19 protein-coding genes are annotated in these 26228 nt (G+C 68.2%); 14 read left to right on the forward strand and 5 right to left on the reverse strand.

Features of this window, described 5'->3' with window-relative positions; all coding sequences use genetic code 11:
• Positions 1 to 4: 4 nt before the first annotated feature.
• Together G4D85_RS18820 and G4D85_RS18825 are read left to right on the forward strand one after the other, a co-directional pair.
• Complete coding sequence (locus tag G4D85_RS18820) at positions 5 to 1657, forward strand: ABC transporter substrate-binding protein (RefSeq protein ID WP_240359366.1); 1653 nt, start codon at positions 5 to 7, stop codon at positions 1655 to 1657.
• 276 nt (positions 1658 to 1933) lie between these two features.
• A complete protein-coding gene (locus G4D85_RS18825) occupies positions 1934 to 3649 on the forward strand; it encodes a choice-of-anchor D domain-containing protein (RefSeq protein WP_164013851.1) in 1716 nt (571 codons plus the stop codon).
• A gap of 90 nt (positions 3650 to 3739) precedes the next feature.
• Here G4D85_RS18825 and G4D85_RS18830 read toward each other — a convergent pair whose 3' ends face one another.
• Positions 3740 to 4504 (reverse strand): zinc-dependent metalloprotease, encoded by a 765-nt coding sequence (locus G4D85_RS18830; protein ID WP_164013853.1) that lies wholly within the window; start codon positions 4502 to 4504, stop codon positions 3740 to 3742.
• 230 nt (positions 4505 to 4734) lie between these two features.
• On the opposite strand from G4D85_RS18830, the gene G4D85_RS18835 reads away from it, so the two are divergent.
• Positions 4735 to 5625 carry a DUF3455 domain-containing protein gene (locus tag G4D85_RS18835; RefSeq protein ID WP_205525603.1) on the forward strand — a complete coding sequence of 297 codons (891 nt, stop codon included), beginning with the start codon at positions 4735 to 4737 and terminating at the stop codon, positions 5623 to 5625.
• A 38-nt stretch (positions 5626 to 5663) separates the two neighbouring features.
• Here the strand turns inward: G4D85_RS18835 and G4D85_RS18840 are convergent, their stop codons facing one another.
• Entirely contained in the window at positions 5664 to 6443 is a 780-nt protein-coding gene (locus G4D85_RS18840; RefSeq protein ID WP_164013857.1) for a MarC family protein, read from the reverse strand.
• Positions 6444 to 6753: 310 nt separating this feature from the next.
• On the opposite strand from G4D85_RS18840, the gene G4D85_RS18845 reads away from it, so the two are divergent.
• From G4D85_RS18845 to G4D85_RS18855, 3 genes are all read left to right on the forward strand, one after another.
• Positions 6754 to 6963 (forward strand): hypothetical protein, encoded by a 210-nt coding sequence (locus tag G4D85_RS18845; RefSeq protein WP_205525604.1) that lies wholly within the window; start codon positions 6754 to 6756, stop codon positions 6961 to 6963.
• A gap of 97 nt (positions 6964 to 7060) precedes the next feature.
• Complete coding sequence (locus G4D85_RS18850) at positions 7061 to 8179, forward strand: NAD(P)-dependent alcohol dehydrogenase (protein WP_164013859.1); 1119 nt, start codon at positions 7061 to 7063, stop codon at positions 8177 to 8179.
• Entirely contained in the window at positions 8176 to 8724 is a 549-nt protein-coding gene (locus G4D85_RS18855; protein ID WP_164013861.1) for a DUF4334 domain-containing protein, read from the forward strand. The genes G4D85_RS18850 and G4D85_RS18855 overlap by 4 nt, the downstream gene beginning before the upstream one ends.
• 84 nt (positions 8725 to 8808) lie before the next feature.
• On the opposite strand, the gene G4D85_RS18860 is transcribed toward G4D85_RS18855, so the two are convergent.
• Positions 8809 to 12549 (reverse strand): Calx-beta domain-containing protein, encoded by a 3741-nt coding sequence (locus G4D85_RS18860; RefSeq protein WP_164013863.1) that lies wholly within the window; start codon positions 12547 to 12549, stop codon positions 8809 to 8811.
• Between the two features lie 388 nt (positions 12550 to 12937).
• On the opposite strand from G4D85_RS18860, the gene G4D85_RS18865 reads away from it, so the two are divergent.
• The 8 genes from G4D85_RS18865 (at position 12938) to G4D85_RS18900 (ending at position 24381) form a co-directional block, all read left to right on the forward strand.
• A complete protein-coding gene (locus G4D85_RS18865; protein WP_164013865.1) occupies positions 12938 to 15622 on the forward strand; it encodes an endonuclease/exonuclease/phosphatase family protein in 2685 nt (894 codons plus the stop codon).
• Positions 15623 to 15684: 62 nt separating this feature from the next.
• Positions 15685 to 17496: a hypothetical protein gene (locus tag G4D85_RS18870; protein ID WP_164013867.1), complete on the forward strand. Its 1812-nt coding sequence runs from the start codon at positions 15685 to 15687 to the stop codon at positions 17494 to 17496.
• Between the two features lie 440 nt (positions 17497 to 17936).
• Positions 17937 to 19580 carry a carboxylesterase/lipase family protein gene (locus tag G4D85_RS18875; protein WP_164013869.1) on the forward strand — a complete coding sequence of 548 codons (1644 nt, stop codon included), beginning with the start codon at positions 17937 to 17939 and terminating at the stop codon, positions 19578 to 19580.
• Positions 19581 to 19653: 73 nt separating this feature from the next.
• On the forward strand, positions 19654 to 20205 hold the full coding sequence (locus G4D85_RS48865; RefSeq protein ID WP_205525605.1) for a hypothetical protein: 552 nt from the start codon (positions 19654 to 19656) through the stop codon (positions 20203 to 20205).
• 142 nt (positions 20206 to 20347) lie between these two features.
• Positions 20348 to 21472: an alpha/beta hydrolase gene (locus G4D85_RS18885; RefSeq protein ID WP_164013871.1), complete on the forward strand. Its 1125-nt coding sequence runs from the start codon at positions 20348 to 20350 to the stop codon at positions 21470 to 21472.
• A 401-nt stretch (positions 21473 to 21873) separates the two neighbouring features.
• Positions 21874 to 22371 (forward strand): HXXEE domain-containing protein, encoded by a 498-nt coding sequence (locus tag G4D85_RS18890; protein ID WP_164013873.1) that lies wholly within the window; start codon positions 21874 to 21876, stop codon positions 22369 to 22371.
• 337 nt (positions 22372 to 22708) lie between these two features.
• Positions 22709 to 23626 carry a DUF6310 domain-containing protein gene (locus G4D85_RS18895; RefSeq protein ID WP_164013875.1) on the forward strand — a complete coding sequence of 306 codons (918 nt, stop codon included), beginning with the start codon at positions 22709 to 22711 and terminating at the stop codon, positions 23624 to 23626.
• A complete protein-coding gene (locus G4D85_RS18900) occupies positions 23623 to 24381 on the forward strand; it encodes a DUF5953 family protein (RefSeq protein ID WP_164013877.1) in 759 nt (252 codons plus the stop codon). The genes G4D85_RS18895 and G4D85_RS18900 overlap by 4 nt, the downstream gene beginning before the upstream one ends.
• A gap of 531 nt (positions 24382 to 24912) precedes the next feature.
• On the opposite strand, the gene G4D85_RS18905 is transcribed toward G4D85_RS18900, so the two are convergent.
• Both G4D85_RS18905 and G4D85_RS18910 read right to left on the reverse strand, forming a co-directional pair.
• Positions 24913 to 25569: a hypothetical protein gene (locus G4D85_RS18905; protein ID WP_164013879.1), complete on the reverse strand. Its 657-nt coding sequence runs from the start codon at positions 25567 to 25569 to the stop codon at positions 24913 to 24915.
• 89 nt (positions 25570 to 25658) lie between these two features.
• The gene (locus G4D85_RS18910) at positions 25659 to 26075 is read right to left on the reverse strand and encodes a hypothetical protein (protein WP_164013881.1); all 417 of its coding nucleotides are present in this window, start codon (positions 26073 to 26075) and stop codon (positions 25659 to 25661) included.
• Positions 26076 to 26228 lie beyond the last annotated feature (153 nt).

Here is a 26228-nt window from a genome sequence, read left to right on the forward strand (position 1 = left end):
TGGCATGCGGCTGGGACGAGGCGGAGTGCCCGGGTGCGGCTGGAGCACGGCGTGGCTGCGGGCCTCCGCGCTCGTGCTGTGGCTGATGGCGGGGCTGGTGGGATGCAGGCGACAGGAAGCCTCCCCTCCTCCCTTCGATCCGGCGGCGGCGAAGCGTGGACGGAGCCTGTTCCAGCGCGGCCAGAGCGTCCGGGGTGAGCCCTTGATGGGGTTCCTGGCGCCCGAGCGCGTGGAGCTGAGCGGCGAGGTGGCGGCCTGCGCGCGCTGCCATGGGCCGGCTGGACGTGGCAGTCGCGAGGGCGGCGTGGAGGTGCCGGACATCACTCCGGGCGCGCTCGGGCATGTCCGCGCACGCGCAGTGGGCGAGGTCGAGGACCGGGCCCGTCCCGCGTATACGCGCGAGATGTTGCTACGGGCCATCACCGAGGGCGTGTCCGCGAGTGGCCGTGAGCTGGGCGTGGCCATGCCCCGGTATGCGCTGGGCGAGGCGGAGCGTGAGGAGCTGCTCGCGTACCTCCAGCAGCTCGGGGAACAGCCGGATCCGGGCGTCACCACCACCACCCTCACCGTGGGGGCCGCGCTGCCGCTGAGCGGGCGGCTGGGACCGCTGGGACGGGAGGCCGCGGCCGTGGTGCGCGCGGTGTTCGCGGACGTGAATGCGGGCGGCGGCATCTTCCGGCGGAAGCTGGAGCTGGTGGTGGAGGACGACGCGGCCCTCCATGCGCGGCAGAACGCTTCGAACGTGGCGCCGGATGCCACCGCGCGGCTGCTCGACAAGGGCGTGCTGGCGCTGGTGGCCAGCGTGCGCCAGGGGGCGCTGCCTTCGGACGCATTGTTGGTCCAGGAGGGAGTGCCGCTGGTCCTGCCGTTGACCCTGGGAGGCGGCGCGTCGGAGGAAGACAGTCCCGTGTTCTTCCTCTACCCGGATGAACCCTCCCTGGCGCGACTGACGGTTCAGCACCTGGCCCGGCTGAACGAGCCCGAGCTGCGCCGCAAGCCACTGGTCGTGGCGCATGCGGGCGGCGAGGCTGGGCAGGCCTGGGCACAGGCGGTGCGTCAGGAGGCGGAGCGCCGCGAGCTGGCGGCGCCGGTGGAGCTGGCTCCAGATGCGGACGGGACGCTGGCGAACCTGGAGGCCACGGTGAAGCGCTGGGCCTCCGCGCCTCCGCATGCGGTGCTGTACACGGGCACTTCGTCCGGACTGGGCACGCTGCTGCGGGCCCTGGAGGCGCATGCGCCAGCGGTACCGGTCTTCGCTCCGGCAAGCCTCGCGGATGCCGTGGCGGTGGGAGGCTCGACCGGACGCGTGCGCTTCGTGTACCCGGCGGGGCTGGGAGAGCGCGCACCCGACTTGAAGGAGTTCGCCTCCTTCATGGAGCGGCACGACCTGCAGCCGGGACACACGGCCTTCCAGCTCGGGGCCTATGCGGCGGCGCGAGTGCTGGTGGAAGCCCTCACGCGCACCGGCGCGGATGTGACGCGGGCCAGCCTGGTGCAGCACCTGGAAGCACTCCGCGACTTCGACACGGGCGTGTCTCCGCCCGTCACCTTCGGCGTCAACCGCCGTGTGGGCGTGCAGGGCGCGCAGCTCGCGGCCCTGGATCCGGCAACGGGCCGGCTCGTCGCGGCGTCAGAGTGGATTCCCCTGACGCCGTGAGCCGGCATGCGGACCCGGCGGCGCGCAGGTGGATTCGCAGGGTAGCTTCTGATGGGCGACGTCTTCCTGCCCTCGAGTCGGGCCGGCAAGGAGCCCGTCAGCGACATGCACGAGAAGGCTCGCGCGGGCGCGCAACCGCGCTTTTTCCCGTCACCTGGAGATCAGTCCGGAAACCTTTCCCGGCCGCCCGCGTGCACGGAGAGGTGGGCTCAGAGGGAAGCCTCTCAAGGCTTGTAGGTTGCATGTCGCGCGCCTCCTCAATCCGAGGAGGCAGCAATGAACGAACCGCGTTGGGTGCTCACGCCCCTGGTCCTGTGGGCCATTGCAATCGTGGGCTGTGGGAGTTCGACGGCGCCCGCCAAGCCCTCGAACCCCGTCGTGATAGCTGAGCCCTCGAACCTCGTCGTTACACCGGAGACGCTGGAGTTTGGTCCCACGACGGTGGGGGCGACGCAGGTGCTCAAGGTGCGGCTCTCCAAGCAGGGGCAGACGCCGCTCACCATCGAAGGAGCGAGCACCACCGCCCCCCACATGGTCGTGCAGCCCTTCGAGCCCTTCACGCTGGAGGGCAACGCCGAGCATGAGCTGGAGGTGCGCTTCACGCCGGACGCGGAGGGCGCGGCGCAGGGCGAGCTGAGGCTGCGCACCCGCTCGGGCCCGCTGGGAGCGGAGGGCGAGGTGCGGGCGGACGTCGTCGTGCGCCTCTCCGGCAACGGCCTCGTCACCCGCCAGGAGGAGAAGCTGCCCTGCCAGTACGCGCTGGAGCCGGCCGAGATGGACTTCGGCGAGGTGCCGGTGGATGAGGAGAGGACCCTCGACGTGGTGGTGCGCAACATCGGCACCACCCCCTGCGTCCTCAGGGAGCTGCGGCGGAACGAAGACTCGGACGAGGCGTTTCACGCGGAGCCCGTGGCCACCACCGCCCTCGAACCCAGGCAGCAGGCCAGGCTGCTCGTGCGCTTCAAGCCGACCGCGGAGGATGACTTCACCGGTGTGGCCGAGGGTTGGATGGACCTACCCGGCGCGGGCCACCTGCGGGTGCCGCTGCGCGGCCGGGGCCTGCGCGGAAAGGCCGACCGCTTCATCCAGCACCCCGAGCCCAAGGTGGACGTCCTGTTCGTCGTCGACAACTCGGGTTCGATGATGGAAGAGCAGAAGTTGCTGGGCGCGAACTTCAGGGCCCTCAGCGTCCAGGCGGCCTCCTGGGGCTTGGACTACCACATCGCGGTCACCACCACGGGACTTGATCCGTCACCGGGCGGTTGGTCGGAATGCCCGGGGGGCGCGGCGGGCGGCGAGAACGGCCGCCTCTTCCCCCCGGACCATTCCTCGCCCCGCATCATCACCCCCGCCACGCCGAAAGCGGAGGCGGTCTTCGCGACCAACACGAATCTGGGTGTCTGCCATTGGAACGAGCAGGGCCTGGACGCCATGTACCGCGCCCTGTCCGCGCCGCTGGCGTCCAGCGAGGATGACCCGAGCACGCCCCTGCCGCGGGACGGCAACGCGGGCTTCCTGCGTGAGGATGCCACGCTGGCCGTCATCTTCATCTCCGATGAGGAGGACTTTTCTTCCTCCCCGGTGCGCTTCTATGAGGACTTCCTCCTGGGATTGAAGGGAGGGGATCGCTCGAAGTTCAGCGTCTCCGCCATCGTCGCCCCGTTAGACCTGGGCACCTGTCCCACCGCCAGCTCCCCCGGCTCGCGCTACATCCAGCTCGCCGAGGCCACCGGCGGCATCGTGGAGAGCATCTGTACGCCCGATTGGACCGCATCCCTGCGCGAGCTGTCGAAGAGCGCCTTTGCTCCCAACCGCGCCTTCCCGCTCACCGGGACACCCTCGGACACCTCGCGCATCACGGTGCGGGTGGATGGGGGCGGGGTGAGGTCCGGTTGGAAGTTCGACCCGCCGACCCAGGCCGTCATCTTCGACACGCCCGCCGCGCCTCCGCCCGCCTCCGCCGTGGAGGTCATCTACCCGACGGGCGGTTGAGTCCGCTCAGGCGTAGGCGGTGCCCCCATCCGTCCTGGCTCCGCGGGCGCCACGGAGCCATGGACGGACCCGGGCCTATAGCGCCGGCCCTCAGTAGAGGTAGTTCAGCGCGGTGATGTCGGAGCTGGTGAACTCACCGGTCTCGCTCGACCGGAAGCAGGTGTTCATGAGCGAGGTGCCCGCAGGGGACGTGGTCGGCGTTCCGGGAATGTGGATGGCACCCACGCCAGCGGAGCCTTCGCTGACGCCGCAGCTGTGGGCCACATTGAAGAAGTCCGAGTGGCGGAAGCCGATGGTGTGGCCAAGCTCGTGGGTGATGACGTGCTCGTTCAGGTCCACGCTGTAGGCGTTCAGCCCGGTGCCGATATTGATTTGTCCATAAGGGCGACCACCCGAGGGGTATCCAGCAGAGCCGCCGCTGCCGGCCATGGTCGCCGCGGTGATGTTCGCGGTGCAGCCGGTGGTCGGTCCCCGCGCGAAGCTGATCCTGAGCGCCAGGGCATTGTAATTGGCGAGGGCCAGATCGAGCCCCTGGCTGAGCCGGGTATAGCTGTTGAACGTGGCGGTGGGATTGACGCAGATCTTCGTCACGGCGGTGCCGACGAGATTGGTCGTGCGGTAGTGCTCCGCACTCCCCTCGCCGGGCTGGAGCATCTCCCGGGAGGCCTCGAGCGTCACATGCGCGTCGCGCCCCACGTACACGGCATCCTCGACGACCATGATGTCTTCGGCCTGAAAGCCGGCCTCGAGCAGGTTGGAGATGATCTCCTCCTGGCTGTCGATTTGTGGCTCGGTACCGCAGCCGGCCAGCAACGCGCCACAGCTCACCACGACGACTGCCACTCGCTTGAACATTGCCGTTTCCCCTTTTGTCCTGAAGCGGTGCTCCCCACGGTCCCGGCACGGGAGCGTCGGGGCGGACACTGGACTTTCTAGGACATTCTCTCTGCAAATGGCAAAAGAGTAGATTTAGGCGATTAATCCGAAATGCACCGTCCAACGCGAAACACCGGTTCCTCCACCCGCACGGATTGCTGGCACGACAGGCCGGCCCCACCGTGCGCCCACTGTCGCAGGAGGACACCTTGAAGACTTCTCGCATGAGGCCCGCCTTTGCCCTTGCCGTGCTTGCACTCTCCACGGTGGTGCTCGGAGGGTGCGATGATGAGGAGGATGACGGCCCTTCGGACGCTGAGGTGGCCACCGAGGCCCTGCGGCGAATCTCCGATGATGCGCTCACCGAGCTGCCGGATGACGTGCCGGCGGACCTGCTGCGCGTCTCCATGGGAGGCGCGGACTACGACCTCCGCGAATTGCTGAGCCGCGCCCCGGGCTCACGTCCCTCCGCGCGCATCGTCGCCGCGTACCAGACTGTCTCCACCCCGTTGGACGCGCCGCCCCTGGGTACGAGCTCCGCGAGCCTTCCGACGGACGTCACGCCTTCGGCGCCAGCCGCCCAGGTGTATGAGTGCCGCAATTCCCTGGGTCTCTTCGCCTGGAGCTTCCTCCGGCCCGAAGCCGGCCTCCGACCCCTCACCACCGAGCCCGTCGTAGGCCTGGAGACGTTGATCCTCGACCACTTCCGCTACCCGGGCGGCATCGACTATGGGCCTCCCACCGGAACGCCTCCCATCGGTCCCGCCTGGCGGGTCTCCGCCGCGGCGCTGAACCAGGGCGTGCCCACCTCGGGCCAGAGCCTCTTCATCGGGGCCGCCGATGCCTCGGTTCCCAACGGGGCCGAGAACGTCCCGCTGCTCCGTCTCTCCAATGCCGCGCGCATCGACACGGGGCTGCCGTCCGACGTGTTCTCACGAACCACCTCCGATGGAAGCCAGCGGGGCTACGTGCTCCGGCTCAACACCCTGGGAGGGATTGCGCCGACCTCGGGCTGCGCGGGCGCCGCGGACGAGGGCAAGCTGGAGCGAGTGCCATACACGGCGGACTACTACTTCCTCGAAGTCCAGACGCCCCGGTGACGATGGCTGATTGCGACTCGCGCCCTCCCCGCCCGGCGCTACGTGATTCCCAGCAGCTTCAGCGCGTCGATGCTCGCCTGGACGCCGAGTGACACCTGCAGCACGCTCATCACCGTGCCGACGATGCCCAACGTCGAGGCCAACGAGCGTGTCTGGAGGATTCGGGTTGCCCCGAGCATCGCGAGGAGGTCCAACACCAGCACGAAGACGGTGATGCCCAGCATCTGGAGGAGTTGCCAGACACTGCCGGAGACCAGGGCCACGAGCATCACCAGCAACGCCATGCCGTAAGGCGTAACGATGGTCGGGAAGGCCAACGGCATGAATGCGAGGTCGGCCGGCAGCGGTTGAGGTGGGTCCTGGGGCGCGTCACTGGCACTCCGGGCGCCCGTGCGCGGAAGGTACTGGCCGAGGACCTGACGGAGCGCAACCAGGAAGAGGATGATGCCAGCCGTCAGCTGCAGCGCTCCGACCGAGATGCCCCAGCTGCGCAGGGCCATCGCGCCGATGCCCGCGGCTGCGAAGGTGGCAACCGCCGAAATCACGGTGGCATCTAGGGCAAGTCTCCGCTTGATTCCCTGGGCCTGCCCTTGCGTGAGGCGTGCGAAGGGCTCCACCACCTTGAGCGGTCCCATCGTCAGGAAAAGGAGCGTGAAGATCTTTCCGAACGAGAAGGTGCGGGTGACCGACTCGGCCTCGAGGGACGCGTCCGGCCTGACCGACACCACTGTCCAGATGGCGAGCGCGAGAAAGCCCGCAATGAGCACGGCCTCCCCGAGCCACCGGCGTCGGGGCGTGGGCGCGGGAAGCGACGTCAATCCATCTCCGACAGCCATGGCTGAGGCCTTCCGCGCGGTCGCGCCGCGCGTCACTGCCCGAACGCCTCCGGCGGCAGCGAACCGGTCACCTGAAAGCTGAGTGCCGCGAGAGCGGTCCGCAAGCCATGCACAGGGGTAAGGCGCGGACGGACCGCCCGCTCTGACGTTCGCTCGGCGGCACGGCCGCCGTGGATGCCGGAGGAGTGTGCCCCCATGGCAATGGCTGGCACGACAGGATCGGCTGCCGTGGAGCTGGCAGAAATCGTGTCAGCATCTCGCTCCATGAATCTCCCGACAAATCCGAACAATCTTGAATTCGCCCTGCACCTTCGCCTGGACGTCCAACAGCTACGTCACCATCGACCACGTCGCTACCGGCCCCACGAACACGCGAATCGAAGGGACCTGCAGGATCAGCACCATCGGCAACCCGAACCAGGTGACGCTGACCGTCACGGATTCCGTGGGCGCCACGGCGTCCGCCCAGCGCAACTTCAAGTGCACCACCATCGTGCCGTAGCACGCAGTGCCTGATGGCCGCCTCCAGGAGATGGAGGCGACCTCGCGGCGAAATTCGGCAGCGACATTATTGGCAAACTGCCAATAAGATAACCCTCATGGGTCTTCCGGTGCGTGCCGCGCTGCTGCAGGTGGTGAATGGTCCCTTCGTCATCGACGAGGTCGAGCTCGAGTCGCCTCGGACGGGCGAGCTGCGGGTGCGGGTGACGGCGAGCGGCATCTGCCACACCGACCTCACGTACCGGGCGGGCGCGGGTCGGTTCCCCCTCCCCGCAGTGCTCGGACATGAGGGCGCGGGCGTGGTGGAGTCCGTCGGCGAGGGCGTGACGGACTTCGCGCCCGGCGACGCGGTGGTGCTCAGCTACTTCTCGTGCCGCGCGTGCGACACCTGCGCCAGCGGACATCCCGCGTATTGCGAGCGCGGGTACGCGGGGAACCTCTCGGGCGCGCGGCCTGATGGCTCCTTCCCCATGCGGTGGCGCGGAGAGCCGGTTCGCTCCAGCTTCTTCCACCAGTCGTCGTTCGCCACGCACGTGCTGGCGCACCAGCACAACGCGGTGAAGGTCGACGCGTCGGCGCCGCTCGAGCTGCTCGCGCCGCTGGGCTGTGGGTTCCAGACCGGTGCGGGCGCGGTGCTCGAGGCGTTCCGGCTCGCGGCGGGGCAGCAGCTCGCGGTCTTCGGAGCGGGCTCCGTCGGCCTCGCCGCAATCATGGCGGCGCGGGTTTCGGGCGCGGCGAGGATCATCGCGGTGGACCTCAGCGCGGAGCGGCTCGAGCTCGCGCGCGAGCTGGGTGCCACGGACACCTTCCTGGCGCACGAGCCCGAGCTCACGAAGACGATTCTGAAGCGCACCCGGGGCGGCGTGGACTTCGCGCTGGAGTGCGTCGGCTCGCCGCAGGTGCTGCGGCAGGCGTTCGACGTGACACGGCCACTGGGCACCTGCGGGTTGCTCGGCCTGCCTGGCCGCGACGCGGAGGTCACGCTACCGATGACTGCCCTCCTCTCCGGGAAGAAGCTGGTGGGCATCCTGGAGGGAGATGCCGACCCGAAGACCTTCATCCCGAAGCTGATCGCCCTCCACACGGAAGGACGGTTTCCGCTCGAGAAGCTGAGCCGTTCCCATCCCTTCGAGGCGATCAACGACGCGGTTCACGCCATGGAGACGCGCACGGCAATCAAGCCGGTGCTGCGCATGCACGGAGGAAGCACGCGATGACCTTCGACGAAGCAGTGAAGGCAGGACGCATCCGGGTGGAAGAGGCGCTCGCGTTGTTCGACAGCCTGCCCACGGTGGAGCTCGCGTTCCTGCGCGGCACGTGGAAGGGCAGCGAGCTCCAGACGGGGCACCCCATGGACGGGATGCTCGGAGCGACCGGCTGGTACGGGAAGCAGTTCATCGACGCCGAGAGCGTGCACCCGCTGCTGTTCTTCACGGAGGACCGCGCGGCGCTGTTCCCGGTGGACCCGAGGAAGTGGCCGTCGCCGAAGCTTCCCGGTCTCGTGGGCCCGCACCGGGCAGAGGTGGAGACCCGGAAGTTCAAGGCGCGCCTGCGCATGACCGAGTATCGCGGGCAGCTCAGCGCGACGATGCTCTACGACGACTGGCCCACCAACGACGTGTTCCGGAAGGTCGACCCGGACACGGTGCTCGGTGCGATGGACGCGCGAGGGATGGCGACGCCGTACTTCTTCGTGCTGCGCCGCGATGCGGAGTCCCCTCCCCTCTCGGTGACAGGCGACCCAGCGGACCGGGCGAGGTAGACCCGGCGGCCGCCAGCGCTCCTGCCCCGGTACTTCAGCTCCGAGGCAGGAGCACACCCGGGCCGGGTCATCGGCCCGGGTCCATCAGTCGTTGTCGGCGACCGACACAGTCGCGCTCGCCGCGCCTACGGTGTAGCCGGCAGTCGCCGTGAGCGTCACCACGACTGTCTCGCTCCCCTCCTTCACCGCATCGTCAATGGGCGAGACGGGCAGCCCCACCGACGTGGCTCCAGCCGGCAGGGTCAGCGGCGAGACGAGCGCCGTGTAGTCCGTGCCCTGGGTGGCGGTCCCCGTCACCGTGAAGGCAATGGAGAGGTCCGCCTTGGGCGCCGGGATGGCGGTGATTGAGAACAGCCCGCCATTCGCGTTGGCCTCGCCCGCGGCGGAGTCCGTCGCGGTGATGCGCAGCTCCGGCTTCTCGTCATCGAAGAGGTACACCGTCGCCGCGGTGCTCGTGGCGAGCTGGTACGCGGCCTCCGCCGCCAGCGTGACGGTGACAGCTTCCTTGCCCTCCACCAGCACGTCATCCGCGGGGTCCACCGGCAGCACCGCCGTGGCCGCCCCCTCCGGGATGACCACCGAGGTCGCGAGAGGCCGGTAGTCGCTCGCGCTGGTCGCGTTCCCACTCACCGTCAGCAGCACCGTGAGTGGCGCCAGCGTCGGCCCGGTGCGCGTCACGGTGAACGCTCCCGGGTTCATGGGCTCCGCGGCCTCCGCGTCGCTCGCCGTCACGGTGACGACGGGCAGCTCATCATCCAGCAGCGACACCGTCGCGGACGCGCTGGTGTGCACCTGATACGCCACTTCCTCCAGCAGCGTCAGGATGACCGTCTCCTTGCCCTCGACGAGGGCGTCATCGGACGCGGTGATCACCACGCTCGCCGAGGCCGCGCCGGCCGGAATCGTCACCGTGCCCGGCAGGGCGACGAAGTCCGTCTCCGCCGCCGTTCCGGTCAGGGCGTACCGCACGGTGAGCGCCGAGGTGGTCGCTCCCGTACGGGTCACCGAGAAGCGCGCCGTGTCGGTTCCTGGCTCGGCGGCCAGTGAGTCCGACGCGGACACAGTCACCACGGGCAGCTCGTTGTCCAGCAGCGTCACCGTCCCGCTCACCGTGCTTCCCAGCTTGTAGGTCGGGTCCGCAGAGACGGTCAGCACCACCGTCTCACGGCCCTCCACGGTGGTGTCGTCCAGGGGCCTCACGTCGACGCTCACGGAGTTCACTCCCGCCGCCAGCGTCACCGAGCCCGTGACGGGGATGAAGTCGACGCCAGGGGTTGCCGTCCCCGTGACGGTATACGGCACCGTCAGCACCTGGCCGGCGACGCCGCCCGAGCGGGAGATGGTGAAGCGACCGGTGTCCGTCCCCGGCTCGGAGCCCGTCGCGTCCGAGACCGAGACGCTCACGGTGGGCGACTGGACATAGATGTAGACGGACGAAGACGTGGTGACGGCACCGGCGGCGTCATACGCCTTCGCGCTGATGCTGTAGGTCGCGGCCACCAGTCCGTCGAGCTGGAAGGAGAAGGGAGCCTCGCTGTCCTCGCCCAGCTTCGTGGCGCCCTGGTACAGCTCCACGCGCGCCACGGGGCCCTCCACGTCCGAGGCAGTGACGTCGAAGGTCACCGTCGCGGGGGCGGCGAAGGCCGCGCCGTAGGCCGGGGACGCGATGCGCACCGTCGGCGCGTCGTTCACCGGAGTCACCGTCACCGTGGCCACGGCCAGCGGCGAGGTCTCCATGCCGTCATTCGCCTGGAACGTGAAGCTGTCTGGCCCGGCGTAGTTCGTCTCCGGCCGGTAGAGCGGGCTCGGCAGCGTGCCCGTCAGCGTGCCGTGCGCGGGCGGGTCCACCACGGTCCACGTCAGCGCGTCCCCATCGGCGTCGAAGGCCGTGAGCGCGAACACCCGGGTGGAGTCCTCGGTCATCGTGGCGCTCGGACTGTTGGCGAGCGGCCGCGAGTTGAGGGCCACGCCCCAGTGCTGGAGCGCCACGCCTCCGACGCCGTCCGAGACGGCGACGCGCACCGAGTGGGTTCCCACCGCCGTCGGCGCGTAGGTGAACACCGAGGCGTTGCCCCCAACGGGAGCGCCATCCACGCTCCAGGCGTAGGACAGCGGATGACCGTCGGCGTCCTGCGCCAGGACCGCCAGCTCCACCGTGCCCGCCGGCCCCAGCTTGACCCTGCCCGAGGGCAGCGCGCTGGTGATGACGGGGGGACGGTTCACCAGGGTGTAGTCGATATGGGCGTAGCCCGTGGCACCATCGACGGTGAGCGGCGCATCCAGGCTGGCCACGGCCAGGTCCCCGTTCGCGACATCCACGATGCGGAACGACCTCAGCACGGCGGGGTCTCCCACGGTGGTGTCCGTCATCCGCACGAGGAAGCGCTTCTGCGCCAGCGTGGCGGGCAGCAGGTCCGTGAAGTCGAACACGAGCGTGGCGTCCACCGCCGTCTGCGTGGAGCCATTGAACGCTCTCGGCCCACCGGCGTACCAGACGCTCGTCGAGCGCCACACCGTCGGGTCCACCCCCGCGTCACTCCCTCCGCCCTGCCCCGCGTCACGTCCCCCGCCCTGCCCGGCGTCCTGATCGCCCGTCGAGCCACCACCGCCCGGCTGGCCCGCGTCCCGCTCACCCTCTCCCGCCAGGAATCCGGCCCCCTCGTCGCCCCAGGCCACCGCGTCCTGGAACGTCGCCACCGGCATGCCGTACCCCACCTCGGAGATGCCCAGGCTGACCCCGAGCTGGTTGCGGCGCAGGTGGCTGACCTTCACTTCCGCCACGAGCTTCGGCGTGTAGTTGGGGCGCACGGTGACGTGGTAGACGAGGTCGCCCTGGAAGAGAGGAACACGGCTCGTGCTCGGGCCGCCGGTGACGGCCGACACCGCTCGCAGCGCGTCGTAGGCCACCCAGGTGAAGCCCCCTTCGTTCCAGCCCGTGCCCCAGGAGTTGGCGATGCGCAGCGCGCCCTTCTCTCCCGGGTCCACCACGTTGTTCTTGTTGATGTCGGCCCAGATCGTGTCGTCGTAGCCGACGATGGTCATCGCATGGGAGCCGTTGTAGCCGTTCTGCCAGTAGGTGACGGACTTGCCCACGAACGCGTCATCGTCCGGCGTGGCCGGGTCGTTCTTGATGGTCATTCCCTGCCACGAATTGACGTACGTGCCGTAGACGAGGACGTAGCCATTGGCCAGCAGCTCCTTGACCCGCTCCAGGCCCGCCGGAGTGCTCACCTGGTTGATGTACTGGACCGGGTTCGTCCGGAACGGGAGGGCACCACGCCACACCGCCGGGTCCACCGGCCAGGACGTGTAGTTGGAGTCGTAGGGGATGTTGGCCCACGTCGTCGCGCCCTGACGCGAGAGCAGATCGTAGGCGGCGGAGATGTAGCTACCCCCGTCCACGCCGTAGTTGATGAAGTTGTAGGTCCACTTCGGAGAGAACAGGCGCGCGTTGTCCGCGCTGTGCTTCGCGTCCCAGCCGTACTGGAGCGCGACGGTGTGGCTGAGCTGGTAGTACGTCGTTGCCCACGCGGTGCAGGAGCCAATCGACCCCTGGCTGCGGATGGGCGGGAAGAAGTCCAGGACGCTGTTGTCGACGTGCGACGGCAGCACGGCGAACGAGGCGACGCCGGAGGGTGCGCGCAGGCCCGGAGCAAGGACTTCCTCGCCCACCGCCGCGGCGGCGGAGGGCGCAAGCTCCCTCAGCCCCTTCGCGCGCCGGAGCCCGTTGATGCGCTCCAGCGCGATGCGGTTCGGAAGGACCTGCCGGACCTCCTGGCCCTGCGAGCGGAGCTGTTCGACCTCCCGGGGCGTCAGGGGCTTCAAGCCGGTGGCGCCCGGCTCGCGAGACGACTGCGCCCAGGCAGGTACTCCCCCAGCGACGAGCAGTCCTCCGATGAGTAACGCGCGAAGATGATTTCGTGGTGACACGCACTTGCTCCAATCAATGGACAACGGGCTCTCTGAAGACGAGAAAAGTCATTCACGTCGCGCGACGCGCTCCAGCGAAGTCTCACTGGGGTGAATGGTGGCGCGCGCTCAGGCAAGCCCCGGGCCACCGACGAAACATGGCTCACTCGGAGGAGAACGCCGCGCGTTGCTCGTGAAGACACGGCGAACTGTGGACCTCACACCCCATCGAAGTGGGGGCACGGGTCCACGGTCCGTCGCGACTCATCGCAGAAGGTTTCCAGCACCCGCCGTTGGAGCAGGCATGAGTCCTCCCGTCTCTTCCCTTCGGAGCTGGCTGGGTGCCCTGGTGCTCGGCTGCTGCACTCTCGGGGCCCTGCCCGCGTGGGCCCTCTGTCCGGCGCCGGTGGGTGCCTCGCTGCGCATCAAGACCTGGAACCTCAATCTCCAGGTGGCGCCCAACAACACGGAGAGCAACTACGGCAGGCCCCATGTCGAGCGGGCCCGCGACATCGCGAGGCAGATCCTGGCCGAGGACCCGGACGTCGTGGTGCTCAGCGAGGCCAACGAGGACGCCGCGCGCGACGTGCTGGTGAAGGAGCTGTCCACCCGCTACCCGAACTACATCTACACCCTGGACGAGCACGACACCGACAACGACAGCGGGTTGATGCTCTTCTCCAAGTATGGCTTCGCCGCGCTGGACAGGACCCTCAATGACGAAGGCTTCCAGGAGACGTGGCACGACGGCTACTACGACGAGAACATCGCGAGCTGGGACATCTACAGCAGCGACAACACCAACGGCGCGGACGCCTGGTCCAACAAGGGCTTCGCGCTGGTGCGCATCCTCAACGAGTGCGATGGCCGGCTGCCGTTCAATGTCGGCTTCACCCACATGCAGTCCAGCCTTCCGGACACGGAGGCCTGGCGCTTCTACGAGGACTTCGACGACCGCCGGGGCCAGCTCCAGACGATACGCAGCATCGTCGAGGCGTCCATCAGCCAGCTCAGCCGCAACGTCCAACCCATCTACATCCTGGGCGACCTGAACATCGACGGCAGCCGCCACCACGAGAGCACCGTCCGCCCTCCCTTCATCCCCGTCTGTGGCCAAGACTTCATGGGCAACCTCTACTGCGACGGTGACCCGGACCTGGACGCGGTGAGTTGGAAGCCGTTCACGGAATGGCAATACACCTTCCATGACACCAAGAGCGACCATGGCGGCTACTGGGCCTGCCAGAACGCGCCATGCACCTACGACCCTGCCACCAACGCGGGTACGTTCTTCGTCGACAGCTGGGCCTATGAGACTTCGCCACTGGACGTGGGGCAGACGCACTCGTCCTCCAACAACGGCGGCGCCACCGAGTTCACCGGCCCTACCGACGGCGAGCGCCTGGACTACATCCTCCACAACAAGCCCTTGAACCATGAGCGCGAGTACTGCACCCAGCACCTCACCCGCGCGGTGCAGGGCAGGGAATGGTCGGACCACCTCTCCGTCACCATCGACGTGAACCGGGCGGCGCCACGGTGCAGCCCGCACCCGCGCAAGGTGGACGACGTGAACAACCCCACGCCCGGCATCACCCACCCGAACGGGCCCGAGCCGGTGGTGTTCAACCTCGCGGACCCCAGCTCACCGCAGGCGAAGACCGTCACCTTCGCGGATGGCCGGCTCACCTTTCCCGGCAGCATGCAGTGGTACGTGCTGGACCAGGCGGAGCCCTTCCGGGTGACGATGACGGGCTCCCGCGTGAGCTGGATGGTGTACCAGGGCAGCGACCTGTCCCGGCCCCTGACTCCCTTCGATGGTGAGTGCGAGGAGGTGAAGGAGACCCGGAGCTTCCAGTGTACGTATCCCGCGCCCAGGCCTCCCTACTTCGTGCGCGTCTTCGCGGTGGACACCCGGGCGTCCGACCCCAACGCGAAGCCGGACCGCACGGTGGGAGACATGCCGTACACCGTCCAGTTCCACCGCTTCGACTGCTCGTCCCCCGCGGAGGCCTGCCCCCTGGAGCCCGCGGTGGCCCTGACGCGCCAGTGGCCCGACCGGCGCCTCAATGCCAACGAGACCATGTACTTCAAGTTCGTCACCGCGCACGACCGCCTGGACAATCCGCCGCGGGTGACGTTCCACGTCCAGACCTCGCTGCCTCCCAAGTCGACGGACCCGGTGGTGTTCAGCCCGTCGCCCTTCGGCGCGGAGCTGGCGGACCGGTCCGACAATCAGCTCCCAACCGGCATCACCTCCGTGGAGCCGTGGACGGCCATCCCGGGCGGCCACGTGCAGGTCCACACGGCCAGGTCGGGGGCGTTGCCTGGCACCGCGAACAAGCTGCCGGAGAAATACCTGCTCCGGGTGCTTCGCGACATGGCGTATGTGAGCCAGCCAGTCGACCTGAAGGTCTGGTTCGAGACGTCACTGAGCTACTTCCACCCGCTGCAGCTTGCCTGTGAGGTCGAGGAGACCGACCTGGGTGGCGACGACATCTGGACCCGCTTCGTCTTCGACGGGCCCAATCAGCTATCGAAGTGCCGCGAGTCCAGCGGCCCGGCCTACCTCGACTGCTTCTGGGTGTCGCGCCTGTACGACGGAGACGGGTCCGCGGATGCGACAAACGAGATGTACGACGGCTCACTGCTGAGCGAGGCCGGTACCGGCGACCCGAACCGGGCCTTGCCGCACGCGCTCACCGGCGCCTTCCAGAAGAGCGTGGTGCCCAACCTGTGGCAGGACGGCGAGGGAATTGGCGGGGAGCAGTACCTGCAGCCCCGGCCCGACGTCCTTCGCATCAAGGCGCTGCCCGCGTCGCTCGCGGACAGGGACGCGGCCGCCGCGAAGTACACCTGGCGGGCGGATGACGACGAGTACTGGTACGACATGGTGTACCGCCTGAGCCACTCGCGGCCCGCCTGCCACGTGGGCCCGGATGACGGCTGCCCCTCGGGCACGGCCTGCAAGGCGGGGAAGTGCCAATGAGCTCTCCGCGCTCGCGCCGCTTCCCGCCCTCCGTCGCTCACTCCGTCGCGGCTCCCCTTCCCATGCGAAATGTCCTGCCGTGGGCCCTGGCCCTGCTGACGCTCCTCTCCCTCCACGCCTCCGCCGCGACGCGGATGCCCGTCATCGACCGCCGCATGGAGCGCCCGGCCGCCATGGTGGACCAGCATGGACAGTTGTCCGTGCTGCAGCGCACCATCGCGTTCCCAGCGGGCACCAACGCCATCGAGTTCGACTACTTCGTGGACTCGGAGGAGGGAAAGGACTTCCTGCGGGTGTATGTGAATGACCTCGTCAACCCGGTGTGGTCCATGTCCGGGCTGAACCGCCGGGGCCGCATGCGTCTCAACGTGGCCGCCAGCGGAAACGTGAAGGTGCGCTTCGCCTACCAGAAGGATGCGGCCGGCACCGAGGGGACGGACACCGCCTGGGTGGACGACGTGGCGGCGTTCTCCTCGGGAGGGCACGGGCGCTTCGAGATTCACCGCTTCGACGCGCTGACGAACGCAGTCCCCGTGGGCTGGTTGGCGGCGGGCTTCGGTGGCGGATGGCAGCCCAGCACTCCGGGCGTCCAGCAGAGCGTCGCGAGGCCGGGGGCGCAGGCAGGAAAGGACAACAGCGCGTCATACATGGAGCGCACCCTCACCTGGAGCTCCCCGGCGTGCACCCCCAGCTGCCCTCCGTGGAAGGGCACGTTGGAGTTCGACGCCTTCGTGGACTCGGAGGCTGGAGACCGGCTCAACGTCTACATCTTCGACGTGATGGCGCCGAAGCCGGGCCCGCCGGTGTGGTCGGCGTCCGGGCGCAACCAGGCCTCGCACGTCCGGCTGAACGTGGGCGCGGGCACGAAGAAGGTCCGCTTCGCGTACGTGAAGAACGGGAGCGGCAGCGAGGGCCTGGACACCGCCCGGGTGGACCGGGTGACGGTTCGAGACGGCGCGGGCCGCGTGGTGGAGGCGCATGACTTCTCCGGGCGCACGCCGGACACGTCACCCATTCGCGTGGGCAGCGGCCCGGTGGAGTGGACGGGTGGAGGGACCCATGGGGGCTGGACGGTGGTGCGTGCCATGCCGAATACCGCCTATGTCCCGTCGCAGCAGGTGGGACAGGCCTGGGCGCCCGACTGGGCCGTCTTCGCGGAGCCGGTGGTGGATGGCGTGGTGCGGGGCACGGACCTGAAGAACGCCACGCGCTTCCTGGTGGTGGACCAGGGCAACCCGGCGCATGCGCCCACGCAGGTGGCACTCGTGCACTCGAAGGACTCGGGTTCGCTGTATGCCTCGCTGAAGCTCGCGGGCAATGGCGCGGCCCCGGGCGAGGAAGGCGGCACGGTGACGCTGTGGCTGGACGATGGGCGGCTCACCACGCTCCAGGGGCAGGGTTGCCCGGCCAGCCCCGCCTCGCCCGGACCGGAGGACCGGCGCCTCCGCTTCAGCTACACCCTTCCCCCCGGAGAGACGGTGGCGAAGGTGACGGCGCAGGCCCAGGGGAAGGGAACCTGCACGGGAGCCTTCGACGCGGCCCACAGTCCCGAGCTGTGGGGCTGGACGGCGCGCGTGTCCGAGCCCGCGGATGAGCTGGGCACCGTGCATGTGGAGGTGCGCGTCCAGCTCCCCGCGGGAGCGCTCGCCGAGCAGCGCGTGGGCCTGGGGTTGAAGCATGAGCCCGCGTATCCCGGGGGCGCGCTCATCCACCTGCCCTTTGCCGACGATGGAGTCGGCCCCACCGATGGCGACGTGTGGAGCTGGGAGACGGTGAGCCTTGCGTACACGGAGGGGGCTCCCGAGCTGTCCGAGAACCCCTATCCGGCCTGCTGCTACCCCTACCCGAGCCGGCCCGGCATGGCGGGGTGGTAGGGCGGTCGGCGAACGGTGATGTGCTTCGCCAGGCAGTGTGCCAGGTACCTCACCCCGGGGCGGACGGGAACGCAGCCGCGCTCGCACTGGCCTGGAATTGGTTTGCCATAGACCGGGAAACGTCCGGTACGCCCCTCCACACCCTGCCGACACCGTCGAAGCAAGCAGGCCGGTGCGGCCCATCCCTCTATCCGGCGTATGCCATTGCGCCCTCCCTGGGAGCAGATGGCCGCGTCGACGCGCCCGCCCAAGATTCCTGCTCACCGCGAGGCGCATCACGCCTCTTCCTCGCAAACCAATCATGGTCCTCATGGCCAACCAACCCACTGCAAACGGACGGGTGACCGCTACCGCTTCACGCCGAACATCTTGAGTGGTGCGTCGCCTGTGCCGATTGCCCAGGCCAGCGCTGAGTTTGCAAATCAAGGAGAGGAGTGCCGATGATCATCGAAACAGACAAGGGACGTGTCGAAGGAACAACCGAGGAAGGCCTTCACGTATTCAAGGGCATCCCCTACGCGGCGCCGCCGGTGGACGACCTGCGCTGGCATCCGCCGCAGGCGGTCGCCGACTGGGAGGACGTACTCAAGGCCGACACCTTCGGACGAGCCTGCATCCAGCCTGTCTATGAGGACTCGCTGGATGGCTCCGAGCCCGTGGGCGACCAGAGCGAGGACTGCCTGTATCTGAACGTCTGGACGCCCGGCGTCGACGCATCGCAGCTCAAGCCGGTCATGGTGTGGATCCACGGTGGCGCCTTCAAGGTGGGTGCCTCCCACATCACGATGTTCAGCGGCTTGCCCCTGGCGCAGAAGGGCGCCGTGGTCGTCAGCGTCAACTATCGCCTCGGCAATCTTGGCTTCTTCGCGCATCCTGCCCTCGAGGAGGAGACGGAGGGAGAGGGTCCGGTGAACTTCGGGCTCCAGGACCAGATCGCGGCGCTGGAGTGGGTCAAGCGCAACATCGCCGCGTTCGGAGGCGACCCGAACAATGTGACCCTCTTCGGCCAGTCGGCCGGCGGCGTGAGCGTGCTCGCCCTGTTCGCCTCGCCGCTGGCGACCGGGCTGTTCCGCAGGGGCATCTCGCAGAGCCCGTATGCGATTCCCGAGCACACGCGGGAGAAGGCCATCGAAATGGGCACCACCGTGGCGAGGGCGCTGTTCAAGCTGGGCCCCGATGCCACGGCAGCCGAGCTACGGAGGGTGCCGGCCGAGGTCTTCGCCTCCACGGTGATGGAGGGCCCGGACGGGCAGCCGGTTCCGGTCGGTGGGCTGGCCCCGGTGCCCGCGGTCGACGGCGTGGTGCTGAAGAAGACCATCCGGCAAGCCTTCAAGGACGGCGATCAGAAGGCGCTGCCGCTGATCATCGGGAGCACCAGCAACGAAGCCAGCGTGCTCGCGGCATTCAAGCTGGAGCCGACCGCCGTGCTGGCCGCGTTCGTCAATGCCGCCGGCGAGGACGCGGCGACCGTATTGCAAGAGCTGAAGGGCCTCTACGCCAACGATCCGGAGGTCGACCCCAAGGAGCTCGACAGCAACCGACGCTTTGCCCCCCTGCTGCTGCGCGACATGCTGTTCACCATGCAGGCCCGCTGGATCTCGGACCAACACTCGAAGAAGTCGTCGAGCTGGCGTTACTACTTCAGCTACGTCACGGAGGCCGACCGCCAGGAGAATCCCTACGGCGTCGCTCACGGAAACGAGGTCGTCTACACCATGGGCACGGGCGACATCTTCGTGGGGAGCAAGGACGTTTTCACGGATAACGACCGGGCGGTGTCCGAGAAGGTCGTCGACTACTGGTACTCGTTCGCAAACACCGGCATCCCCAGCGGGAGCGTGGCGTGGACCAAGAACGAGTACGGGGTCCTCGCGCCGAAGGACAACACCCTGAAGCTGGACGAGGCAATCACTCTCCAGAAGAACTTCCGGAGAGCCCGTCTCGACCGTTTCATCCTGATGTATCCCATCCTGGAGGCGGTGCTCTCGGGCGAGAATGCGGAGGAGGCCGAAGCGACCGAGACGGGCGCGTATGCAGACCACGAACCCACACCCGAGCCGGCCCCTCCAGGGGGCCACTCGTGAAGGGAGCACACCTCCTGGACGACTGAGCCTGGCAGGGCGTGGGCAACAGGGAGGGCCAGGGTAAGCTCCAACCATGGCCCTGCCCCCTGACGAATACGCGCGCGCCGCGGTGGACGCGGCGCTGCACGTTCAAGTCGAGATTGAGCGCGTCGAACTGCCGCCCGGCAAGTCGGGCGAGGCGGTGGTGGTGGGACGGGTGGCGCGCGTGTTCCGAGGCGCTCCAGAGCTGCTCTCCTCGCGCATCTCCTTCGAGGTGAGCTGCCTCCGCGAAGACGACCATGACCTCCCGCCGGGCGGCACGCTCTGGACACGCGGGGAGGACCTGGAGCAGGCGAAGGTGCTCGAGACCTACCTCGACCGGGACGACCAGGGGCGCTTCCATGTTCCCCTGTGGCAATCCTTCATCATCGACGAGGTGACGGACACGCCGTTGTTCCTCGTCACCGAGGAGGAGGCCCGCAGGCTGGAGGATGAGTTCGGGCCTCCACGGACGCGAGCGCGCCGACTCCGCTACGCGATGGCCCTTGTCCTGCATCATGGCCTGGTGCTCCTCCTGGGCCTCGGGGGGCTGGCCGCGATCGGCTACTTCGCCTGGACACTGGTGGAGTGGCAGCGCGCGCCGTGACCCGCGCGGCTCAGGCAGCCGCATCTTGCAAGGCGGCGCATGGCAATCCACCAGGGTCGTGGTGGGCGCGAACGGCCGGTGGCGTGTGCACGACGTCGGCATGCGCTTCGCAGATGAAGCCTCCCCAGTAGAGGAGGCACGGATGTCGCGCCGCATCGCACTTGCACTCACCGCCCTGGGGATGACACTCGCCATGCTGCCCTTCGCCCTGGTCCGTGCCTCGAACGCAACGGCACATGGGGAGCAAGGCTCGGGGCGGGGCGTGCCGCTCCTGGGCTTCGTCCGGGGCGATGCAGAGCTGCCACGGCACCTGGAATACGTGCGGCTCGACAGCCGCGCCCTCGATGGAAATCTGTTGGGGGACTCACGGACGCGGGAGCTGGGCGTGCTGCTTCCGCCCTCGTACTTCCACGCCCCCGAGCGCAGATTTCCGGTGGTGTACCTGCTCCATGGCCTGGGGCCGCGGGAGCACGGGCACCTGGGTTACGTGGGCGTGCAGCGCACCGCGTTCCACCAGATGGAGTCGGGCGAGCTTCCCGAGCACATCCTCGTCGCGGTGGATGGGACGACCTCGCTGGGTGGGAGCTACTACACGCGCTCGCCCACGACCGGGGACTTCGAGCAGTACGTGGTCCGTGAAGTCGTGGGGGCCGTGGACGCACGGTACCGGACGCGTGCCGAGGCGCAGTGGCGCGCGATTGCCGGCTTCTCGATGGGCGGGCACGGCGCCATCAAGCTGGCCATGAAATACCCGGGCCTGTTCTCGAGCGTCGGCACCTTGAGCGCGAGCCCGCTGTCGCTCGAGCAGCGCAGGACGCTGTACCGTGACGCGCTGGCGAACAAGCCCGTGGCACGCGACGCCCGGGAGCTCATGGCGCTGTACCCGTTCGAGGACGCCTGGACGGTGGCGTCCATCTACGCCAAGGCCGCCGTGTTCTCACCCGCGCGGTCCCACCCCCCACTCTTCCTCGAGCTGCCGTTCCAGAGCGGACGCGACGACGACCCGGTGTGGAGGCGGTGGCTGGAGGAGGATCCGCTCACGCTGCTGCCCCGGCACCATGCCGCGCTGCGCACGCTGGACCTGCTCTACATGGACCGGGGAAGCCAGGAGACCTTCCTCGGCGCGGAGGCGTTCGACCGTGCCCTCGAGTCCTTCGGGATTCCCTTCCGGCACCAGGTGTTCGAGGGCGGGCACGCGGATGACTTCCAGGACCGGCACCTGCGCATGCTGCGGAGCCTGGCGATGCGCTGGACCCCCGGCGCGTAGCGCTCGAGTGCGGGAGCCAGTATGCGGTGATGTTTCCTGGAGCTTATCCTCTGGGAATGCGAATCCTTGTCACCATGCTGTGGGCCCTGACGGTGGGATGTGCTTCGGAGACGCCACTCGCTGAACAGGACACCAGGCAGCTTCCAGCGGAAGACCCGCCTCCAGAGGAAGCGGTCGCTCCAGCGCCTGGGGATTCCTATCTTGCCTGCGGCTGTGGTTGCTGCGGCGGGGTCGCACCGGAGGTTCGTTGTCTCTCTCGGGGAGAGACGCTTCAGCCCATCATCGCCAGGGACAAGGAGCAGGCAGCGTCTCCGGACTGTCCGTTGCAAGGCTGCTTCATGCCGGTGAAGTACATGGTCTGCAATGCCGCTTCCCCCACACCGTAAGCGGCGGGCGCGCTCATGACCTCCAGCGGCCCGCGGCGGCGCTCCCCTGTCCTCTGGCTCTTTCCCATCGCCTTCGCCCTCCACAACCTGGAGGAGGCCATCTGGCTTCCGGGCTGGTCCCGGTACGCGGGCCGCTTTCACCCGCCGGTTGGCGCGGTCGAGCTCCGCTTCGCGTTGGCCGTGCTCACCGTGGGCGGCTTCCTTCTCACGGCAATGGCGCTGCGACGCGGGGGGCGCTGGTTCCTCGCGCTCACCGGCCTGTGGGGCGTGATGCTCCTCAACGTTCTCTTCCCGCACCTGCTCGCCACCGTGGCGCTGGGCCGATACGCGCCGGGCCTGGCCACCGCCCTGCTCCTCATCCTCCCCGTGAACGCGTACCTCCTGCGCCGCGCCTTCCAGGAGCGAGCCTTGACTCCGGGCCGCTTCGCCAGGGCCTGTGCTGTCGTTGCCCTTGTGATTGTGGGCGCAATCCCCCTGCTCTTCTGGCTGGGGCGCTTTCTGTTCGCGGCCTGAGCGCCCCGCGACGCCCACGAGCCGCTCCAGTCCGAAGGGGCGCGGCTTAAAGCGGCGGGCTGCTGCTAGCGCCGTGCTCCCCGGGCGCGCTCCCTTGCCCGGTTTCCGCACTGCCAAGCTGCGGGCGTACGCCACCGGCCCGAGCTGGAACTGTCCGACGCGCGCGCCCATCGGGGCCGAGCTGGAGCTGTCCGACGCGCGCGCACCACCTGCCCGAGCGGGCGCTGTCGGACGCGCGCTCCTCCATCGGCTCTCGCTGTTGGGACGTGCTGATATGCTCCAGCGGAGAACCGGAGCCGTGACCCGCAGCACCTTGCTTGATTGAAAGGACGTGGCCATGCGTGCGCGAACTTGCAGCGCCCCCCTGCTCCTGCTCCTGCTCTCGGCCTGCGCCACGATGGATCCGAGCCCGGGAGAGTTGGAGGACCCGAGTCCCCAGAGTCCGAGATTCGCCAACCTTCAGCGGGCGGCGCAGTACCCGTGGACGGATGATGGGAAATGCGCGGTGCGGGAAGCCTCCAACGAGTGGCCGATCCTTGCGGAGCGGTGCTTTCATGCTCTCGATCGCGACAGGGTCAGGTTGAGGGATGTCACCAAAAGATGCGCTGTCGCCTACGCGGATGCAGCCGCTCCCGCAGTCGTGGCCCTCTGTGTTTTCGCGGCACCCGAGATCGTCGTCGGTGCAGTGATTGTTCTTGGCGCGGTGGTGGTAGCAGCCGCCATCCAGGAGGGGATTGATGCTTATCAACGGAACGCATCCCGCGAGCGCGCGAAGCCCAAGGCTCAAACGCAGCCCGCTAAGGAACCGTTAGCGGACCGAACGCCAAAGCCAAAGGGGTCGAGCACCGGAGACATCTTCCCCCCACCGCCAGAAACCACGCCGCGCCGTCCGTCGTGCGAGCCCATCCCGGTGCGGCACGCGGGCGAAGATGTCCCGCATAACGAGTGCGCCGATAAGTTTCCGCCCAACCGTTATCCCGGCATGGACGTATTCGTGGGAGGTGAGCGCTTCGATGCGCTGCAAGTCGGCGTACGTGTGCTGTGGGAGATCAAGACCCACCGATTTGACACCTACCCTGACTTTATCCAGGAGCGGGAGATTGAGAAGGAGGTGGAGCAATTGACCAAGGAACTCGCCGCTGCGCGGGCCTGTGGATACGACTTCGTCGTTGGGGTGAGCACGCAAGGGCACAAAGATGCGCTGCGCGAAGTGCTTCCCGGGCTCAATGTCGTCATTACGGGGTGCACACGATGACCAAGCCTAGAGCCCTCACCCTCATCGTCTACGCGCCTGCGCTCGTGGGCAAAGACGACCGCGCGCTCGATGTCATCCATGGGATGGAAAATGCCCTTCCCGGTTTGCGCCTGGCGTGGAGGATCTCCGAAAGCGGGCGCCCCATCGCCTTGCCGCAGCGCGACGCGTGGCTCATAGAAAGGATTAAGGACGGGAGAATCCCTCTTCTGTGCAACGGGGACGAGAGTTACCCCGTGACGGTTTCGGGGAGACAGAGCCCAGCACTCCTCAGCCCGGGCGGTCAGCCGCAACTCGACGTTCATGCGAAGTTGCCACTAGACGAGCCTGTGATCGCGGCAGCGGCGGCCATGCTTGAGGCCGTGGCGGAAGGGGCGCGCTCGTTCTGGGGGCATGCGTCCCGGTATGGTTACGGCTCGGAAGTCGGGGATCAGTTTCGCCGCTCCGCTCATGGACCGGAGCGCTCACCCCGTGGGCTTCCCATGCTCAATCTTCCAGAAAACCTCCCCGCGCCTGAGATTCCCTGTTTCCTCGGGTGGCTGAACTATTGGTCTGCTGCTGCCGCGCAGGCCATCGGGTTCCCGGACCCGGCCCGCGACGCCGAACTGCTCACGCGGGCGCGGCGCACGCCGTCGGGCGGATGGGTTGTGAAGCTCACTGATGCGCCGCTCGATTATGACAACCCCGCCCACCTGGACGCGCTCAATCGGGCCTACGAGCGCTTCCCGGTGATCGGCGGGCGCGACTCTCCACGCTGAAGGAGGCTGCCGCGCGTCTCCTGGCACACTCCACCCGGCCCGAGCTGGCACTGTCGGACGCGCTCTGCACCCGGGCCGAGCTGGAGCTGTCCGACGCGCGCTGTTGGCGGTCTCGTGAAAGCGCAGATTTCTGGTCACAGGTCGACCGGATTTCCAGGGCTCGTGGCCACCGGCCAGCGCTCGGAGAGCACTGGCCTGAAGTCAAGGCCCTCTCTCGACCATGACCAGATTCCCGCGCTTTCTGGTGACCATCAACAACCGCTACCAGGAGAGAACCTCCGGCTGGCCGTCCATGCGCAACCAGACCTCGGCCGCCGAGTCGCCGCTATGGCCGGAACGTTCCCGCGACGCCCTCCATGGAGGCAAGTAACGTCAGCCCTACACCGCCTTCCGCCACCGCGCCGGATACCGTCGCATATGCCCAACCGCGCATTGCGTGGCGGCATCAGCTCGTCCGCCGTAGGGCACCGAGCCCGTTCTCGGTGGATAATGATTTTCAAATCAAGAACGAGGACTCTCTTCGTGTGGCGGCTACCGCATGCCCGTGGGCGGATCGGTGCCTTCCCGGGACGCGATGATGGTGACGACAAGCTCGCCGTGCTCCTGCCGCTCGCTCGCGACGAAGAGGGAGCCGGGCCAGCCCATGAACCCATCCATGAGGAATGGGCCATGCGCCTTCTGATCCGCATGGGACACCTCGACCTGGCACATCGTCGCCCGGCACTCGAGCACGTTCAGCCGCGAGCCACCCGGCAGCCTGCCGCGGACCAGCTCGCCCAGCCTGCGCTCGGCGTTGCCGCTCCAGGCGTCGTCCGGCAGCTCCAGCTCATACGCTGACAGCACATTGGCCTGCGCCTGCGCGTAGGTCGGCTGTGGCGGCGGAGCCTGCGTGTCCTGTTGGCGGGCACCCGCGTCGCTCGAGGCCCCTGCCCCGGCCAGTGCCTGCATGCGGGCCTCCCGCAACGCGGCCTGCTGCTCCAGATAGGCGACGGCCTCCGCCACCGCCCGGCCGTCCTCGCGCGGCGGCACCTTGGGCTGATTGCGCACCAGCTCGTCGAGGCGCCGCACCTCCTCTCTCAGGTTTTCGAGCTCGGCGCGCGAAGCCTCGTGACGCCTCGACTGGTACAGCGACACGATGAGGGCCATGCACGCCACGATGAGGGACGGCAGCCAGGTCTTGGAGCGCATCTAGCGAAACCAGGGGTTGAGAGGGATACAGCGGGGAGCCCGCCCCTGAGGCAAGGCGGGCTCCCGCTTCAGCGAGGCTTCGGAAGGGACTACCCCACCGTGTAGGAACCGATGATGCCGCCAGCCTCGAGCGAGCAGCGGAAGACCACCGGGCTCCAGCTCCAGACGGTGCGGTCACCGGTGTTCAGCGTCTGCCACGTCTGGGGACCGGCGACCGTCCAGGTGAAGGCGCCGACGTTGGCGCCGTTGCCCACGCCGTTGGTGCTCACCGACTGGCACCAGCTGTTGCTCCCGAACATGCTGATCGACGTCGGGTGCACCCCCGTCGTGGTGACGGACAGCGAGGCGGTGACTTCCTTCGACGTCGAACAGTTGTTGACGACGCCGCCGAAGCTGGAGCGCACAAGGCACCCGGCGTCGGCGGGGTTCATCGCCCTGAAGTCGAAGCCAGCACCATTGACGGCGGCGCCGGCGCTGGCGGCAAACAGGCCAAGGGAAGCCACCATGCCAGCCTTCAGGGAACGAATGACAGTCGAGCTCATTTGTCAGTACTCCATTTGGGGGTTGAGGCGCCCTCTCCATCAAGCGCCGAAATTCCAAACGGGGCATGCCTGGATTATTCGTTATTCCTTTATTGCTTCGTTTTTGGAGCGGCGCCG

This window comes from Pyxidicoccus trucidator, from assembly GCF_010894435.1.
GTDB classification, from domain to species: Bacteria; Myxococcota; Myxococcia; order Myxococcales; family Myxococcaceae; genus Myxococcus; species Myxococcus trucidator.